The sequence below is a fragment of the Streptomyces sp. B5E4 genome, assembly GCF_039871555.1.
Taxonomy (GTDB): domain Bacteria; phylum Actinomycetota; class Actinomycetes; order Streptomycetales; family Streptomycetaceae; genus Streptomyces.
Genome location: NZ_JBDPMI010000007.1, coordinates 88,940 through 105,970 on the forward strand (window position 1 = coordinate 88,940; position 17,031 = coordinate 105,970).

The following is a 17,031-nucleotide window of genomic DNA, read 5'->3' on the forward strand; positions in this document are numbered from 1 at the left end:
TCCGCAACGCCAAGCCGGTGGGGAAGCCCGGTCGTCGGCAGGCGTCAAGGGGCGCCGTAGCGCTCGGCGTGGTCGGCCCGCAGGGCGGCGTCGAACTCCTCGATGCGGGCTGTGAGCGTCGCGACGAGTTCGGGGTAGTGCTGGGAGAGGTCGTAGCACTCGCCGGGATCGCGGGCGAGGTTGAAGAGCTGCGGCAGTTCCTCGGTGGGGGAGAAGGAGCGGCCGGTGAAGTACGGTCCGGGCACGCGGCCCACGTGCAGCTTCCAGTCGCCGCGCCGTACGGCGTTGCAGTTGCCGACGGACGGCGTCCGCTGGTCGTCGTAGGAGAAGAGGTCGCCGCGGTCCACCCGGCGGCCGGTGGTCAGGGCACGCAGGATGCTGTGGCCGTCGATGGTGCGATCCGGGTCGGGCTCGACGCCGGCGGCCTCAAGGAGGGTCGGGAGAAGGTCCACGAGGGAGGTGGGCTCGCGGTAGGTGACCCCGGCCGGCACGACGGCGGGCCACTCGACCACGAACGGCACGCGCTGGCCGCCCTCGTACGTCTCGGCCTTGCGGCCGTACAGGTCCCCGGCGCTGCCGACGTACCACGGTCCGTTGTCGCTGGTGAAGATCACACAGGTGTTGTCGCGGACGCCGAGGGCGTCGAGCTCGTCCAGCAGCACGCCCACGTAGTGGTCGATCTCCTCCACCGAGTCGCCGTGCGGGCCCGCCGCCGAGCGGCCCGCGAACTCCGAGGCGAGGGGCTCGTGCGGTTGGGTGATGGCGAGGTAGACGAAGAACGACCGGTCGGCATGGGCGCGGATGAAGGAGACCGTCTCCTCCGTGTAACGCCGCGTCAGGCTCGCCTGGTCCACAGGCTGTTCGACGATCTCACGGTCGTCGTAGAGCGGCAGCGGCGCCATGTCGTTGGAGTAGGGGAGACCGAAGTAGCGGTCGAAGCCGTGCTCCATGGGGTGCAGTCCGGGGTCGACGGCGGGGTTGCCGAGGTGCCACTTGCCGAGGTGGGCCGTCGCGTAGCCCGCTCCCTTGAGGTACGTGGCGAGCGTCGTCTCCCGCGACGACATCCCATTGGTGTGGTCGGGGAAGAGCACGGTCGCGAGGTTCACCCGCGGCGCGTAGCAGCCGGTCAGCAGCGAGGCGCGGGACGGGGTGCAGGTGGGAGCGCCTGCGCAGAAGTCGGTGAACCGCATACCGCGGCGCGCCATGCCGTCGATGACGGGCGTTTTCACCAGCGGCGAGCCGTAGCAACCGGGGTCGCCGTAGCCGAGGTCGTCGCAGTAGACGATCACGACGTTCGGAGCGGTGCCTCCCGCGCCGTGGGCGGGGACGGCGGCGCCGACGCCGGCGACGGCGGCCAGGCCCACGGCGCCGGACCCCTTGAGGACCGTCCGTCGGGTGGCGGACGGCGTAGAAGAAGTGGCTTCGCCGGGTTGGACGCTCATACGGTCGTCGTCTCCTTCCGCGCCGCGGCCTCGGCGGCGACGTCGTCGCGCAGTTGCTCCAACGGCCCGCGCAGCCGCTCCACGACGCCGGGGTTGAGCGCGGCCAGGTTGTACGCCTCGCGGACGTCGGCCGTGACGTCGAACAGTTGCGGCATGTACGCGGTCCTGTGGGCACCGAACGCGACGTGCAGCTTCCAGCAGTCGCTGCGCACGGCGTTCAGCCACTCGTTGAAGAAGAGGTAGACCGGTCCCCGGCCGGGGGAGGGCCGGCCGGACAGCAGCGCGGACATGTCCTCGCCGTCGAGGCCGTCCGGCGGTTCCACCTCGGCGAGCGCGCACAGCGACGGCGTCAGGTCCAGCAACGAGCGCGGCGTCCCGTCGCGGGTGCGGCGGGTGACGGAAGGCCAGGACGCGAGGAACGGGACGCGGACGCCGCCGTCGAAGACCTCGGGTTTGCGGCCGCGCCGCTCCTGGTTGCGTCCCTCGTAGCGCGGGCCGTTGTCGCTGGTGACGATCACCAGCGTCCGGCGGGTCAGTCTCCTGCGGTCGAGGTGACGCAGGAGCACGCCGAGGTAGTGGTCGAGCTGCTCGACCAGGTCGCCGTAGGCGCCGGCGGCCGACGCGCCGTGGAAGCGGGGCTCGACCCGGTAGGGGGCGTGCGGTCCGAGGTGGGAGAGGACGGCGAGGAACGGGCCGTCGCGGTGGTCGTCGACGAAGTCGAGGGCGGCGTCGGTGAGGCGGCGCGCGGCCAGGGCGGAGTCGGCGTCGTCCACGACGGCCTTCCGCCCCTCGTACCAGGCCAGCGGCGTGACGTCGGTGCCGTACAGGGTGCCCTCGAAACGGCCGAAGCCGTGATCGAGCGGATGGCGGCCCGGCCCCGCGCCGAGCCGCCACTGACCGAACAGCCCGGTGGCATAGCCCGCGCTCCCGAGCAGCTTCGCGACGGTGACCGCGTCCGGCGGCAGGCCGGCGTCGGTGCCGGGGGCGGTGGAGGCGGGCAGGCCGTAGCGTGCCCCGTAGCGCCCGGTGAGCAAGCCGGCGCGCGACGGCGTGTCGGTCGAGGCGGCGGCGTACATCGCCTCGCAGACAACGCCGTCGGCCGCTAGCCGGGTCATCGCGGGCGTGCGGATGAGGCGTGAGCCGTAAGGGCCGAGATCACCGATGCCCAGGTCGTCCGCCAGAACCACGACAATGTTCGGTGGCATCATGGCCCCGCCTCTCTCCCATGACAGGAACATGTCGACCATAGAAGACTTTCATCAGGCCGCCAACATCTTTGGCGAGGAGAGGGCGAACTTTCTCCACTGTGAGGCGAAAGTGGGAGCCCCTCGCTGAGCCCGAAGGGCCTCCTCGTCCCCGGGGGCCGGCCCACTCCGGTCACCGGGGACGCGGCGGTCACCGCACGGTCGGCTCTACCACTCGGGGGAGGGCTCGCCGGACGCGAGAGGCGTGGGAGTGCCGGTCTCTTCGGGGGCCGGCGTCGGCTCTCCGGTCTCGTTGTCCGGAGTGCCGGGCTCCGAGGGAACGGCTGTCGGCTCTTCCGGCATCTCGCTCGGAGTTTCAGCCCCCGAGGGGACAGGTGTCGGCTCGCTGGGCAGCTCGCTGGGAGTGCCGGGCTCTGAGGGAACGGGTGTCGGTTCGCTGGGCATCTCGCTCGGAATCGCGGACTCCCGCGAGCCGGGGCCGCCGGCCGGCTTCTCGGTGCCGGTGGTGGCGTGGGCGAGGGCGCCCAGGCCGCCGATGGTCAGGACACCCGCGGCGGATGCCGCGAGGATCAGACGGCGCGGACGCCTGCGGTGAGGTGTCGTCAAGGTGACTCCTGATGCGAGGTGTGGACCGGCCCCGGCCGTTGCCGAAGCCCTTGCATGAGAGGAGTACGGGGTCGGGGACGTCGCGGGTTGCACCGCCTGTCCCGGAGAATTTCCGCCCGGCAACGTGCAACCTCCCGGCGCCCGCTCACGTAGAGGACTGTGAGCGGCGTCGTGTCATCCGAAAGGGCGGGGTGGGTGAGGGAAGCGGTACGGGAGCGGGAGTTCCGGGAGTTCGCCGAGGCCCGGCAGGCGGACCTCAGACGCAGCGCGTACCTGCTCTGCGGTGACTGGCACCAGGCCCAGGACCTGACCCAGACCACGCTGATGAAGCTCTACGCGGCCTGGGGACGGGTCCGTCGGGACGGCAATGTGGACGCCTACGCCCGTACCATCCTCACCCGCGTCTTCATCGACCAGCTCCGCCGCCGGGCCTGGCGCGAGGAGTTGATGGAGGCGGTGCCCGAGGTGCAGCCGGCGCCACCGTCCACTCAGGAACTGCGGCTGGTGATGCAGTCCGCGCTGATGGAACTGCCGCCCCGCTACCGGGCGGTGCTGGTGCTGCGGTTCTGGGAGGACTGGAGTGTGGAGCAGACCGCCGAGGCGCTCCGGGTGACCCCGGGAACGGTCAAGAGCCAGAGCGCGCGGGGACTGCGCCGGCTGCGCCAGCTCCTCGGAACGCTCGCCCAGGAGGTGAACGGAAGGTGAGGCGGGAGACGAACGAGCCTGAATCCGCTGACCTGCACCGCGCCTTCGCGGCGATGGTGGACGATCCCGCGGCGCCGCCGATGCCCAGCGTCACCGACGCGGCCGTCACCGGCGGACGCCGTATCCGTCGCCGTCGTGCCGTGGCCACCGCCGGCAGCGCGCTGGCGGTGGCCGCCCTCGCCGTCACCCTCGCGGCCGGCCTGCCCGGCCTGGGTGCCGAGGACCGCTCCAGGCCCGCCACCCCGCCCAGCGGCCCCCCGGCGTCACCCACGCCGTCCACGCCGTCCGCGCCTCCGTCGGAGGTCCCCAGCGGGGTTCCCACACCGACGCGGAACGACGACCACACCGGGGTGCCGTCCACCGGGGGCACCCCGTCCGGCGATTCCCGGTAGCTACTCGAAGAACTTCAGGCTGTAGCCCACGTTGGTGGTACTTCCGGGGACGTTGGCGCGCCGGTAGGTGGTGTTGCTCCACCAGACCGCCGTCCCGGAGTACCAGAAGCGGTTGGACCACGTGTACGGGGTGCCCTTGGCCACCGCGTGGAACAGGGTGGGGAAGCGGTTGCCGGATGGCGGGCCGGCGTTGACGTCGCCCTGCGGAAGGATGAACGTGTGGTGGCCGGGACCGTTGACGTTCACCGTCGGTGTCCACCCGGACATCATGGACGGCGCGTGCGAGCCGAACAGGCAGCCGTTGCTCTTGTACCAGTCCCAGACGTAGGTGGGATCGCCGCCGGCCCTCAGCCGCAGGTCGGCGATGCAGTACTTGTCGCTCCAGCTTCCGTTCGCGGAGTAGACGACATGCAACTGGCCGCTGGGGTCGACGATCGGCTGGGGCGCTTCGTTGATGTACGGGTTGCCGACGACGCGCTCCCATGGCTCACGCGGCTGCGAGATGATGAAGCGGCCGCCGGTGGAGGCCGTGGGGCTGCTCATCCGGGCGACGTAGAGGTTCTGTTCGACGTTGGTGTCGCCGGACCAGCCCGACCACACGAACCAGCGCTGCCCGCCGAACGTGAAGGGCACTCCGTCGATGGCCCACTTGTCGCCGGGCAGGGCCACCTTGACGGCCGCGGAGTATCCGGACGTCGGGTTCGGGGAGCCGATGTGGTACATCCGGTGGGCCGCACCGCGGCCGGCGGCGAAGTAGATGCGGTACTGGCCGTCGTGATGGACGATCTCCGGCGCCCAGACCTCGCCCAGATTTGCGGTGTCCTGCCACACCTGGTGCTTGGGGGCGGTGGCCACGGCCTCCGGAGTGGACGCCGTCCGCACCGCGATCCCGCCGTCCACCGATTTGGCGGAGACGTAGAGGCTGCCCACCTTGATGACGCTGGGGTCGGCGCCGCCCACCAGGGCACTGCCGAGCGTGGAGGGCGGATCCGCCGTCGCTGCCGTCGCTGTCTCCTGAGCCACTTGGCCGGTGGGTCCGTCACCGGGCCGGGCGGCGGTGGCGGCTTGTCCGAGAGCGAGGACGCCGATCAGCCCTAACGGAACGGCACCGGCGAGCCAACGGGAAGGGCGCATCAGATCCTCCTGGCGTGTACATGACTTAGAGAGCGCTCTCAACTGTCACAGCGGCGGGTAAGCCTGTCAAGGAACGGAGCCGGGGCGCAGCGAACAGGCGGTGGTGCGCCCTGGCCTGGACGGCGCCACCCTGTCGCGGCGTGTCCGCGCAGGGTGGCGCTCGCTCAAGCTCGGAGCCGGCGTGGGGACACCGGGTTAACGTCCGTACACCTCGAACGAGAACAGCGAGTACCCGTACTGGGTGTTGCGCTGCGTCCCGTACATGCGGACGTAACGTGCGTCGGCGGAGACGGCGATCGTCTCCACCCCGCCCGGTCCGCTGGTCGTGGAGTGGACATCGGTCCAGTCACTGCCGTCGTCCGAGACCTGGAGCCGGTAGCTCTTGGCGCTGGCCGTCTCCCAGTGGAGTTTCACGGTGCCGATGGCCGTCGTGGCACCCAGGTCGATGCCCAGCCACTGCGGGTCCGCGTAGTCGGATCCCCAGCGGGTGTGGTCCTGCCCGTCCGTGGCGTTGGCCGGGGCCAGTTCGGCGGCGCGGGTCGAGGAGGCGGTGGCGGGCTTGCCGCGTGCCAGGTCCGGAGCCGCATGGACCTCCAGGCCCCGGAGCGAGAAGCCCCGCCCGGTGTGCCGCTTGGTGAGGTTCAGGCGGACGAACCGCACCGGCTGGGGGGTGATGGCCAGGGTCCGGGTGCCGCCCGTTCCTGCGGTGGTCGAGTGGACGGTCCGCCAGGTCTCCCCGTCGGGGGAGACCTCGACGGCGTACGCCTGCGCGTAGGCCGTGTCCCAGTGCAGCGTCACCGCGTCGGCGAACTGCGGCGTCAGGAGGTCGACCATGGCCCATTCGTCGTCCGAAGGCGCCGAACCCCAGCGGGTGCGGGGGTTGCCGTCGGTCAGGAAGTGGGCCCCGACGGTGGTGTCCTGTTCGGAGGAGGTGAGCACCGGGCGCCGCAGGGCGACGTTGTTCGCCGTTGCGCCGAGGGTGACTCCCGCTCCCTGGCGGTCGCCGTCGGGGAGCGTGGCGGTCCGGCGGGTGACCTTTCCGAACCGCGTGAGGGTGACGGCGACGGTGACGCCCGGAGCCTGCGGGGCGGAGACGGTGATGACGGGAGCGCCGGGCCCCGACTCGTCGAGGATGACCATGCAGGGCTGGTCGACGGCGAGGGTCACCCCTTTGCGGACTTCGGCGGTGCCGGGGGAGTAGAAGAGGAGCTGGGAGATGCCCAGGCCGTCGTGGCGTACGCCCTGCAGGGATGTGGTGTTGGCGAGCACCCGCACGGGCAGGTGCTGCGCGTATGCCACGGCCTGGCCCTGGTTGACGCCGGGCCGGACGACGTAGGCGTAGGTCGCGTCGCTCGGCTCCACGCCGTGGTCGAGCCAGAGGCCGAACACGTCCTGGGTGACGGGGGCGGGGTCCTGGCCGGTGGCGATGTCGGCCCAGGACCCGGTGACGGTCTCGTTCTTGACGGTCATGGCGACGGGCTCGAAGAAGGCGTATCCGGTGCCGTCGTGGTAGGCCCACGTTCCGGTACGGGTGCGGGTGGCCCCCGGCTCGACGGTGCTTCCGGCGGCGACGACCTCGCCCACCCGGCGTGCTTGGTTGAGCGTGGTCACGACGGGGTTCGGGTCGGTGGAGGTGATGCCCGCGCCGAGCGCGACGAACTCGTCGTCGAAGCAGAAGTAGCCCTTCCGGGCGGTGGTGCCGTACTTGTCCATGTCCAGGGCCGCGGCGCCGTAGAGCCCGTTGTCCACGCCGCCGACGAAGGTGGTCGACTGCCGGTAGGGGTTGCCCGCGTCCAGGGGGACCACGACCGCGGGGTTGGTGCAGCCGGGCAGGCGGGACCAGTCCCACACCGGGAACAGGTTGCGGTACTCGTCTCCCCTGCGGGCGATGAACGTGGTGCCGAAGGGGACCCAGTACAGGTAGTTGAGTCTTCGGGGGTTGGAGGAGCGCCACTCGGAGCCGATGGTGCGCGCCGAGACCATCTTGACGGTCACGCCCCACTCGGGGCGCTTGTGGGCGGCGAAGTCCGAGCGCCAGAAGTACTTGTGGCCCCTCAGCCCCGTATCGCTGCTCTGGAGGGCGATGTTGCGCCGCAGTTGGCCGAAGTGGCCGGCCTGGCCGGGCAGGACGTCGTCCATCCGCCGGAGCGCTTCGAGGGTGCGCTCGGCGTTGCTGCGGTACCGGGGGGCGGGGTTGAGGAAGACGTTGAACTCGGCGTGGTCCCCGTTGATCATCCAGCGGGTCCCGTCCAGGACCCAGCTCGCATAGTCGTAGACCGACACGGGCGTGAAGGCGTAGGAGGTGCGTCGCAGGACGTACAGCCATTGCGCGACGTCGGTGAGCATGCTGCGGCCGTACCCGGCAGAGTGGAGCTGGTCTCCGTGCTGGTGGTAGCTGAGGTCGCTCTGGATTCCGTCGCCCGTGTTGAGGAGGATCGCGCGGGCCATGGCGTCGCGTCCGGCGGCGACGAGGGCGGGGTCGGGGGTCAGCAGGCCGCGGAAGACGACGTTCTGCGCGTACCAGACGGCGTTCTGGCCGGTGCCCGACGAACTGCTCTGGAGGACGCCGACGATGTCCGCGGTGCGGGCGGCACCGAGCTGTCCGTACAGGAGCAGGCCGATGCGCCCCAGGCGGAGCTGGATGCCGATGCCCCGCTCCCACCAGTTGACGTTGGTCGGCTTGACCTGGAACCAGTGCTCGACCCCCTTCTGCACGCCGGCCAGCAGCGCGGGGTCGCGGTGGTGCGGTCCGGCAGGATTGGCGTAGGCGGCGGCCATGGCCTGCATGCGGTCCAGCGCCCGGTACGGCGACCACGCCGCGCCGTTGGCGGCGCTGTTGGTGGCGGAGTAGTCCACGTCGCTCCACGAGCCGTCGGCCCGCAGGGCGGACAGGTAGCTCATGGCCTGGCTCTGGTACGTCCATTCCACCCGGGCGGTGGTGCCGTCGTCGAGCCAGTCGTGTGCGAGGTAGATCCCGAGCAGGGTCGAGCGGATGTCCGCGAGGTCGCCGCTGGTGTCGGCGAACGCCGACGGTACGCGGCCCAGCGGGCCGCCAGTCGTGATCAGCGCGGCGAGAGCCGCGCTCGAGGAACCCAGAAAGACTCGGCGTGAAACGGTCACGACGAGACTCCTCTCTGCGAGGTGGGGGCGGGACGGGGGTTACGGGGTGGTGCGCTCGAGTGCGGCGACGCCGATGGAGCTGTCGGCCATCCCGTAGAAGACGTACGGGATGCCGTCGATCTCCTCGATGGCGGTGGGGAAGACGACGTTGCCGAGGGTGCCCTCGGTCTCCTCCCGGGTCTGCGGGGACAGCCACGGCTGCGGGCTGCGTGCCAGCACCCGGGACGGATCGAGGGCGTCGAGCAGGATCCCGCCGGCCCGGTAGACGGAGCCGTGGCTCAGCTCAAAGCCCTTGGCGACCGGTCCGGTGACCCCGTGGTGGATGAGCAGCCAGCCCTCGGGCACGCGCAGCGGCGGCGGCCCGGCTCCGATCTTGGCCTCCTCGAACGGCATCTCGGGCCCCACGACCGGCGCGGCATGGGTCAGTGAGGTCAGCGCGGACAGGTCGGCGCGCACGGCTTCGGCGTCCGCGTAGGCGATCCAGATCGACGGCCGGGGGTCGGTGACCCCGGTCGGGACCGGGGCGCCTTCGCCCGGCCGCAGCCAGTCCAGTTCCCACATCGGCCGGTGCAGCATGGCGAAGCAGGGCCGCCCGTTCGGCCCTGGCAGCACCTCGGGGAAGAACACCAGGTCCTTGTTGGGGAAGAAGTTCAGGTCGGTGGACAGGCCCGGCCGGTACGCGAAGTGCAGCGGACCCAGGCGCCGCCAGTGGACGGTGTCGTCGGAGACGGCCAGGGCCGGACGGGGGCCGAGGGGGCCGTAGGCGACGTAGGTCATGACGTGCACGCCCAGGTCCGGGAGGAAGGTGATGCGCGGGTCCTCCACGCCGGCGTTGTGCGCGCCGCGCTCGAAGCCCTCGTCCGGGGCCAGGACCACGCCCTGGCGTTCGACGCCGACCGGGACGCCGTCTTCGATCACCACGCGGGCCCGGGCGATGCGGGAGATGTTGCCGGCCGAGACGATCCGCGGGAACAGGTAGAGGTGGCCGTCGGGCCCCCAGGCGGTGGCGGGGTTGAGGACGCCTTCGGCCTCCAGCGGGTCGGCCGGGTCGGCGGTCATGAGTACGCCGATGCGCTTCAGGGCGTAGGGGAGTGCGGTTTCGGCGTTGAGCTGGGTCATACCTACCCTTTGATCGCGGAGCCGAGGTTGGCGGAGGTGAAGTGGCGCTGAAAGAGCAGGAACAGCACCACGGCCGGGACGGCGAGGACGCACGCGCCGGCCAGCACGGCGCCCATGGGGTTGGCCTGGAACGTGGAGTTGGCCTGGGAGAAGTTCGCGAGGCTCACCGCGAGGGGTTGCATGTCCGGGTTCTTGGTGATCAGGAACGGCCACAGGAACTCGTTCCACGGGCCGATGAAGGTCACCAGCATCGCGGTGAGGATCGCCGGCCGCACCAGGGGCACCGCGACCGAGCGCAGGATGCGCAGTTCGCCGGCGCCGTCCATGCGGGCCGCGTCGAATATCTCCCTCGGTATCTGCAGGAAGTACTGGCGGAAGATGAGCACGGCGACGGAGTTGATGGCGAACGGAAGGATCATCCCGGCGTAGCTGTCGGCCAGGTGGAAGTAGCGCACCACCATCACGTAGAGCGGGATCATCAGCAGCTGGAACGGGATCGCCTGGACCAGCAGCACCAGGGCGAACACCAGGCCGCGACCGCGGAAGTGCAGGATCGCCAGCGCGTATCCGGCGAGCAGCCCGAAGACCAGGGTGCAGGCCACCACTCCGGCGGTCATGATGAGCGAGTTGAGCAGAGCGGTGGTGAGGCTGAAGGAATCGTCGATCCCGGAGAGGTTGGCCAGGGTCAGGTTGGACGGGTCCGGCAGCAGCCCGCCCAGGCTGGTGTCGCGCTTCTTCTGCAGCGCGCCGATGAGCATGTAGTAGAACGGCAGCAGCGCGGCGACGGCGCCCAGACCGAGCGCGCCGTAACGCAGCAGGCGCAGCGTACGGGCCATGTCAGTTCCTCTCCATGACGCGCCGGGAGATGGTGGCGAGGATGAGCACCGCGGTGACGAGGATCAGCCCGATCGCGGCGGCCGCGTCCGGCTCGCCCTGTTCCAGGCCGCGCTGGTAGATCAGCAGGGCCGGGGTCAGCGAGGCGCCGTTCGGGCCGCCGCCGGTGAGCAGGAACGGCTCGGTGAAGATCTGCCCGGAGGTGATCAGCGACAGGAGGATGACCAGGGAGGTCACCGGCCGCACGGCCGGAAGGGTGACCGCGCGGAAGGCCTGCCAGCGCCCCGCGCCGTCGGTGAGCGCCGCCTCGTGCAGCTCGCGGGGCACGTTTTGCAGTGCGGCCAGATACAGCAGGACGTAGAACCCGAGCTGTTTCCAGGTCACGTACAGCGCGATGAGCGGCATCACCAGGTGCTTGTTCGCCAGCCACGACGGATCCGGCGCCCAGGCGCCGAGCGCGTGGTTGACCGCGCCGGAGCCGTTGAAGAGGAACAGCCACACGGCGAGGGTGGCCACCGAGGCGGTGACGTACGGGACGTAGTAGGAGACGCGGAAGAACACCCGCCATCGCGTGGCCGCGTTCAGCGCCGCCGCCAGCGACAGGGCCAGCACGACGGTCAGCGGGATGTTGATCGCCATGAAGACGACAAGGTTGCGGAAGGCGCGCCGGGTGTCCCCGTCTCCCAGGACGGCGGTGAAGTTGTCGAACCCGACGAACGGGTGCGGGACCGACACTCCGGGGGCGGTGAAGAAGTAGTCGTGGAAGGCCATCCACACGCCGAAGCCGAACGGGATCGCGAAGACGACCAGGACGAAGATCGTGTACGGGGCGGTGAGCGCGAGCCCGAACGGGTGCCGGCCCAGCCAGCGTTCAAGGCGCTGTGCCCGCCCGGGCCGTGGCGGCCGGCCGGCCCGGGCGCTCGCGCGGGGAACGGGGGGCGAGGAGCCCGGGAGCTGCGGCCCGGAGGGCGAGCCGCCGGCGGCTCGCGTCTCCTGCCGGTGGGGATGCGGTGCGGTCATGGTGGTGCGCCTCGTCAGCCGTTGGCCTGGTCGTCGATGGTCTGGGCGGCCTCGCCGAAGGCGTCCTTCACGTCGCCCTTGCCGGACAGCACGGTGTCGTCCCACGCCTTGCGGAAGGTCGTCCACACCTCGCTGGAGCCGGGGATGTTCGGCACGTCGACAGCGCGCGGGACGGCGTCGGCGAAGGGCTCGTAGAACGGGTTCGTCTTCAGGAAGCCGGCGGCGACTGTCGTCACATCGGTGCGGGTGGGGAACTGGCCGGTCTCCTCCAGCAGGGCCGCGTCGTTCTCCTCGCTCATGGAGAACTTGGCGAACTCCCAGGCGGTCTGCTGGTTCCGGCACGAGGTGAACATCCCGACGTTCTTCGAATCGGCGAACGTCGAGGTCTCCTCCGCGCCGGCGGCGGTGGGCAGCGGCACCACGCCGTACTCCACCTTGCCGTCGAACTGCCCCTTGCCCCAGGGCCCGGCGATGCCCATGGCGGCCACCCCGTCGGCGAACGGGCCCGCCCACATGTCGCCGCTGTACGCCTCCGGTGAGGAGTACCCCTCCGCGTACATCTGCTGCCAGAAGCCGAGGGTCTGCAGCCCGGCCTCGCCGGTGAAGGTGGCCTTGTCGTCCTCGACGAGCTGGGTGCCGCCGGAGTTCGCCAGATACAGCGGGTAGAAGTCGAAGAGCGAGTTGGTGTAGTCGCTGGTCGCCGGCGGATACAGCGCGAAGTCCGCCGCCTTGGCGCTCTTGATCGCCTCGGCCGCCGCCAGTACGTCGTCGTAGGTGCGCAGCTTGGGATGCTCGGCGTCCAGCCCTGCCTCGGCGAAGGCGTCCTTGTTGTAATAGAGCATGAACGGGTTGGTCTTCCAGGGCATTTGATACAGCGAGCCGTCCGGGGACCGGAAGCCGTCCACCGCGTCGCCTGAGCGCTGCTCGATGAACGACTCGGCGTCCTTGAACGTCTTCGAGAGGTTCACCAGCCCGCCCTGCTTCTCGAACGCGGAGACCGCGGCGGGTGCGGTGTTGTAGACCAGGCACGGCGTGTTGCCCGCGGTGATCGCCGCGCCTATGACGTCCTCGGTGGACTTGCCCGCGGGCACCGCCCGGGCGGTAACCTTCTCCTCGGGGTGCTCGGCGTTCCAGGCGTCGACGACCGCCTCGGCCCACGCCTGCTCCTGCTCGTTGGTCGAGTACCAGATGTCGATCGGCCCCGCTGTCGGCTTGCCGCCGCCGGAGTCGTCCGATCCGCAGGCGGACAGTGGCAGGACCACCGTCGCGGCGGTCACCAGCACCGCAATGCGCGTATGACGCTTCATAGGGCCTGACCCCTTCAAGGTATGAGGGTGGAGAGATGCTGTAAGCAGCGGCCGCTGCCCGTTCCGCGCCGCCGTCGACCGGTCCCGGCAGATGATCGAGCCGGGGTTACGGGCGCCATTCAAACCGGTTTAAAATCTGAGCGTCAAGAGATCGCACGAAACGTTCCGGCAATCGGCTGCGCGTCCGCCCCCGGGCTCACGGGTACTGGGCGGCGGCAAGGAGGCGAACAGCATGGCCCACCAGCAACCTGAGCCGAGCGCGGGGCAGACCGCGCCAGAGCCTGCGGCGCCGACGCCTCCGCGCCGGCGCAGCCGCCCCACCATCGGGGACGTCGCAGCGCTGGCTCGGGTGTCCAAGGCGACCGTCTCCTTCGTCGTCAACGGCCGGGCCGGCGTCAGCTCCCGCGCGCGGCAACGGGTCCTGGAGGCAGCCGCCGAGCTGGGCTGGCAGCCCAGCGCCGGTGCCCGGGCACTGTCCACCCGTCGTGCCCAGGCCCTCGGCCTGGTGATCCGCCGCCCCCCCGAGCTGCTCAGTACCGACCCGTTCTTCCCGCAGTTCCTCGCGGGGGTCGAAAGCGGCCTGTCACCACTCGACTACGCCCTGGTCCTCCAGGTCGTCGAGACCGAGGAGGCCGAGCGCAACGCGTACGAGCGCTTGAGCCACGACGGCCGGGCCGACGGCGTGTTCCTCACCGATCTGCAACTCGGCGACCGGCGCCCGGTACTCACCGACCGGCTGGGCCTGGCCGCGTTGATCATCGGCCCGGAGCGCCCGGACAGCCCGGTGCCGGCGCTCGGCGTCGACGACGCCGAAGGGGTGCGCCGCGCCGTCGAACACCTGCATGCGCTCGGCCATCGCCGGATCGGGCACGTCAGCGGCGCCGAGGGCTACGTGCACGCCGAGGCCCGCCGGCGTGCCTGGACGACCGCACTGGCCGACGCCGGGCTGCCCGAAGGACCACTCGAAGCCGCGGACTTCACCGGCGCCGGCGGCGCCCGCGCCACCCACGACCTGCTCGGCCTGCCCGAACCGCCGACCGCCATCCTCTACGCCAACGACTTGATGGCCATCGCCGGGATCGCTGCCGCGACCAGTCGCGGACTGCGTGTCCCGGAGGATCTGTCGGTGGTGGGATTCGATGACATCCCGCTGGCCGAGTACATCGCCCCGCCGCTGACCACCATCCGCCAGGACGTGATCGCATGGGGCCGTGCCGCGGCCCAGCAACTGGTCTCGCTCGCCCAGGGGCACCCCTTCCAGGCGCCTGCCCTCCCGCCGGTCGAGTTCGTGGCCCGCGCCAGTACGGCGCCGCCGGCGCGCTGAATCCGACCGACGTACCGACCCGGCCGCGGGCGGGCCGCAGCGGCGTCCCGGCTGCGGTGCAGACCCCGGGCGGTCCACTCGGACAGCGGGCCGGGTGCCTGCTACCGGCTGTCGTCTGCGGTCGTGACCTCACCGCTACGACTTGGATCTCCGGTACGCGGGTCGGCACGCCGAGGGCTGCGAGTCGCCGGCTTACCGATCCGTGCCGGCAGTTGGTCCGCGGCACTCGCGCTGGTCCGTAGGGGGCCGCGCCTTCGCACCCGTGGCCTTCCCGGTCGTGGCGCAGCCTGCGGGCCCGGCAACCGCTCCGGGCCGCCCGCCGGACTGCCGCTGCAATCAAGTCGGCTTCACCCGCCCACATTCGTTCTGTCGCAACGGTTGACGGACACAGGTTGTAGCCGGTAACTGTTTTACGCATCGCTTCAAACCGGTTTGAATATTGGTGCATACCTATCCAGGTAGTGACCGAATCAGCACCCGGAAGCGCCCGTCGGTGGACGGGCGCACATCTCCCGGCAGCGTTGTCGCCACCGGGTGCGTCTAAGGAGCCCGCATGCCCGAAAACGGAGCCGCACCCCTTCTCGACCGACGCCGTGTCCTCCTCGGCGGCCTCGGACTTGCCGCAGGCGTGGCCGGTCTGACGCTGTCGGCACCGGCTATCGCGCGGGCCGCCGAAGCCGGCGGAAACCGCACAGCGGCGGACGACATTCAGCTCATCATCGAACGCATTCAACAGCGCTTTCTCGCCCAGGGCGACGAGATCAAGCTCGCCAACTTCATCTACCTCGCCCGTACGTCCGAGGCGCTGACGTATGTCGAGTCGCTGCGCGCCGACGGCTCGTGGCCGAATGTGGACTACGCCGACACCACGAGTTCCGCGAACGGCCGGGTCTGGTCGCCGTATCACGCGCTCTACCGCATGATGGCGATGGCCCACGCCTACCGCGATCCGGACGCGCCCGGCTACGGGAAGCCGGAGGTTATCGAGGCCCTGAACCGTGCACTTCTGTACTGGGACGGCGTCAAACCGACCAGCACGAACTGGTGGGAGGTCGAGATCGGCAAGTCCATGGCCATGGGCCGCGTGTCGATCTTCGTCGGCGGCGAACTCAGCGCCGAGGCACGCGAAGTGACCTACGCACACAACACCGGCCGGCTCGATCCGGTCGGGGCGAACGGATCCTGGAGGACGGAGAACTACCTCTACGAGGCTGTCGCCAAGCGCTCGACCGCCGACATCGAGCAGGGCTACGACACCATGTCGCAGACGATCGCGGTCGACAGCAGCGGCGGCATCAAGGAGGCCGTGCAGGTCGACTCCAGCTTCTGGGCGCACGGTGCACAGCTCTACAGCGAGGGCTACGGCATGGCGCTGTTCACCATCGTCGCCGCGTGGGCCGATGTCTCGCGCGGCACGAGCTTCGCCCTCTCCGACGAAGAAGTCGACGCCATCGCCTTCTACATCCTCGATGGGACGCGCTGGTTGATCCGCGGGGAGATCGGGATGATGTACCTCGGGTACCGTCCCGCCAACACGATCGACGGCGTCACGAGCTATGCGGCGGACTTCCTGGATCCGCTCGACCGGATGGCGCGGGCCGACGAGGGCAACGCGGCGGCCTACAAGAAGCTCGCCGACAACATCCGCGGGAAGACCCGCGAGAACGGCGTGACCGGGCACAAGTACTTCTGGCGCTCAGAGTTCTCCTCGCACCTGCGCGACGGGTACGGAATCTTCACGAGGATCAATTCGCCACGCATGGTCGGCAGCGAGTACCGCTCCACCTTCCGGCCGGAAGTCGGCAACGAGATCGACTGGAACGCGCAGGGCGTCACGTCGATCCAGGTCACGAACCGGGAATACGACGACCTCGTGCCCGCCTTCGACTGGTTCCACTACCCAGGCATCACAGCGCCGTACGCCAAGGTGACGTCGACGTCGGGAAAGCGTAACGCCGGCAGCTTCACCGGCGGTGTCTCCGACGGGCACTACGGAGCCGACGTCTTCACCCTCGACCGGTCCTCGACCACCGGACGCAAGAGCTACTTCTACTTCGACGACGAGATGGTCGCTCTCGGCGCGGGAATCAGCTCCGGCTCCGAGCACGCCGTCCACACGACCGTGAACCAGGGCGCGGCCCGGTCGAATGCCACCGTCGGCGGTAAGAGCGTGCGCCTGGGGACCGATTCCGCAGCCATCAGTGCCTCATGGGCATACAACGACGAGATCGGTTACGTATTCCCCGAGGGGGGACCGCTCAAGGTCTCGAACAAGGAGCAGAACGGGAGCTGGATCGACCGCGATCCCGTCACGCGGAATGCCTTCACGCTCTACTTCGATCACGGCCGAGCCCCGCAGCGGGCGGAATACGCCTACATCGTCCTGCCCGGCGCATCACCGGCGACGGTACGGTCCTACGCGGCCGGGCCGGCGGTCAGGATCCTGCGCAACGACGAGCAGGTTCAGGCGGTCCTCCACCCGCGGCTGAGGCTGACGATGGCCACCTTCCATGCCGCAGGCTCCCTCGACCTGGGTTCGCGCCGTACGCTGCGGGTCGATCAGCCCGCCGTCGTCATACTCAAGGAGTCCGGCAGCTCGGCCGTGACGAGCGTCGCCAACCCCGACCAGCCCGGCCTGACCGTCGCCGTCACCCTCGCCGCCCCCGGCCGCACTCGCCGCGCCACCTTCGAGCTGGGCTCCGGCGCGAACCTCGGCAAGACGGTGACACAGCCCCTCACTTGATCCCGGCCGGCCGGTATCCGCGCCCTGGCGTTCCGGTTCCTCGCCTTCCGCCACCGGCCACTGTCTGCGTACTGCCGCTC

13 protein-coding genes are annotated in these 17,031 nt (G+C 70.3%); 4 read left to right on the forward strand and 9 right to left on the reverse strand.

Features of this window, described 5'->3' with window-relative positions:
• Window positions 1-44: 44 nt before the first annotated feature.
• The 3 genes from ABGA99_RS11970 to ABGA99_RS11980 form a co-directional block, all read right to left on the reverse strand.
• Entirely contained in the window at window positions 45-1,442 is a 1,398-nt protein-coding gene (locus ABGA99_RS11970; protein ID WP_347577678.1) for a sulfatase, read from the reverse strand.
• Entirely contained in the window at window positions 1,439-2,650 is a 1,212-nt protein-coding gene (locus tag ABGA99_RS11975) for a sulfatase-like hydrolase/transferase (RefSeq protein WP_347577677.1), read from the reverse strand. Before ABGA99_RS11975 ends, ABGA99_RS11970 begins: the two co-directional genes overlap by 4 nt.
• Window positions 2,651-2,854: 204 nt before the next feature.
• Window positions 2,855-3,253: a hypothetical protein gene (locus ABGA99_RS11980; RefSeq protein ID WP_347577676.1), complete on the reverse strand. Its 399-nt coding sequence runs from the start codon at window positions 3,251-3,253 to the stop codon at window positions 2,855-2,857.
• 195 nt (window positions 3,254-3,448) lie between these two features.
• Between ABGA99_RS11980 and ABGA99_RS11985 the strand changes: the two genes are divergently transcribed.
• The gene (locus ABGA99_RS11985) at window positions 3,449-3,958 is read left to right on the forward strand and encodes a SigE family RNA polymerase sigma factor (protein ID WP_347577675.1); all 510 of its coding nucleotides are present in this window, start codon (window positions 3,449-3,451) and stop codon (window positions 3,956-3,958) included.
• The gene (locus tag ABGA99_RS11990) at window positions 3,955-4,350 is read left to right on the forward strand and encodes a hypothetical protein (RefSeq protein ID WP_347577674.1); all 396 of its coding nucleotides are present in this window, start codon (window positions 3,955-3,957) and stop codon (window positions 4,348-4,350) included. The genes ABGA99_RS11985 and ABGA99_RS11990 overlap by 4 nt, the downstream gene beginning before the upstream one ends.
• Here the strand turns inward: ABGA99_RS11990 and ABGA99_RS11995 are convergent, their stop codons facing one another.
• The 6 genes from ABGA99_RS11995 to ABGA99_RS12020 all read right to left on the reverse strand — a co-directional run bounded on the left by ABGA99_RS11995 (window position 4,351) and on the right by ABGA99_RS12020 (window position 12,884).
• Window positions 4,351-5,310, reverse strand: coding sequence for a glycoside hydrolase family 43 protein (locus tag ABGA99_RS11995; RefSeq protein WP_347577782.1), 960 nt, complete (start codon window positions 5,308-5,310; stop codon window positions 4,351-4,353).
• 369 nt (window positions 5,311-5,679) lie between these two features.
• Window positions 5,680-8,604: a polysaccharide lyase family 8 super-sandwich domain-containing protein gene (locus tag ABGA99_RS12000; protein WP_347577673.1), complete on the reverse strand. Its 2,925-nt coding sequence runs from the start codon at window positions 8,602-8,604 to the stop codon at window positions 5,680-5,682.
• Window positions 8,605-8,643: 39 nt separating this feature from the next.
• Entirely contained in the window at window positions 8,644-9,723 is a 1,080-nt protein-coding gene (locus ABGA99_RS12005) for a glycosidase (protein WP_347577672.1), read from the reverse strand.
• Window positions 9,724-9,725: 2 nt separating this feature from the next.
• A complete protein-coding gene (locus ABGA99_RS12010) occupies window positions 9,726-10,559 on the reverse strand; it encodes a carbohydrate ABC transporter permease (RefSeq protein WP_347577671.1) in 834 nt (277 codons plus the stop codon).
• A 1-nt stretch (window position 10,560) separates the two neighbouring features.
• Window positions 10,561-11,577 carry a sugar ABC transporter permease gene (locus ABGA99_RS12015; protein ID WP_347582620.1) on the reverse strand — a complete coding sequence of 339 codons (1,017 nt, stop codon included), beginning with the start codon at window positions 11,575-11,577 and terminating at the stop codon, window positions 10,561-10,563.
• A 14-nt stretch (window positions 11,578-11,591) separates the two neighbouring features.
• Complete coding sequence (locus ABGA99_RS12020) at window positions 11,592-12,884, reverse strand: extracellular solute-binding protein (RefSeq protein ID WP_347577669.1); 1,293 nt, start codon at window positions 12,882-12,884, stop codon at window positions 11,592-11,594.
• Between the two features lie 232 nt (window positions 12,885-13,116).
• Between ABGA99_RS12020 and ABGA99_RS12025 the strand changes: the two genes are divergently transcribed.
• Together ABGA99_RS12025 and ABGA99_RS12030 are read left to right on the forward strand one after the other, a co-directional pair.
• Window positions 13,117-14,208, forward strand: coding sequence for a LacI family DNA-binding transcriptional regulator (locus ABGA99_RS12025; RefSeq protein ID WP_347577668.1), 1,092 nt, complete (start codon window positions 13,117-13,119; stop codon window positions 14,206-14,208).
• 553 nt (window positions 14,209-14,761) lie between these two features.
• The gene (locus tag ABGA99_RS12030) at window positions 14,762-16,951 is read left to right on the forward strand and encodes a polysaccharide lyase family 8 super-sandwich domain-containing protein (RefSeq protein WP_347582621.1); all 2,190 of its coding nucleotides are present in this window, start codon (window positions 14,762-14,764) and stop codon (window positions 16,949-16,951) included.
• Window positions 16,952-17,031: the final 80 nt, after the last annotated feature.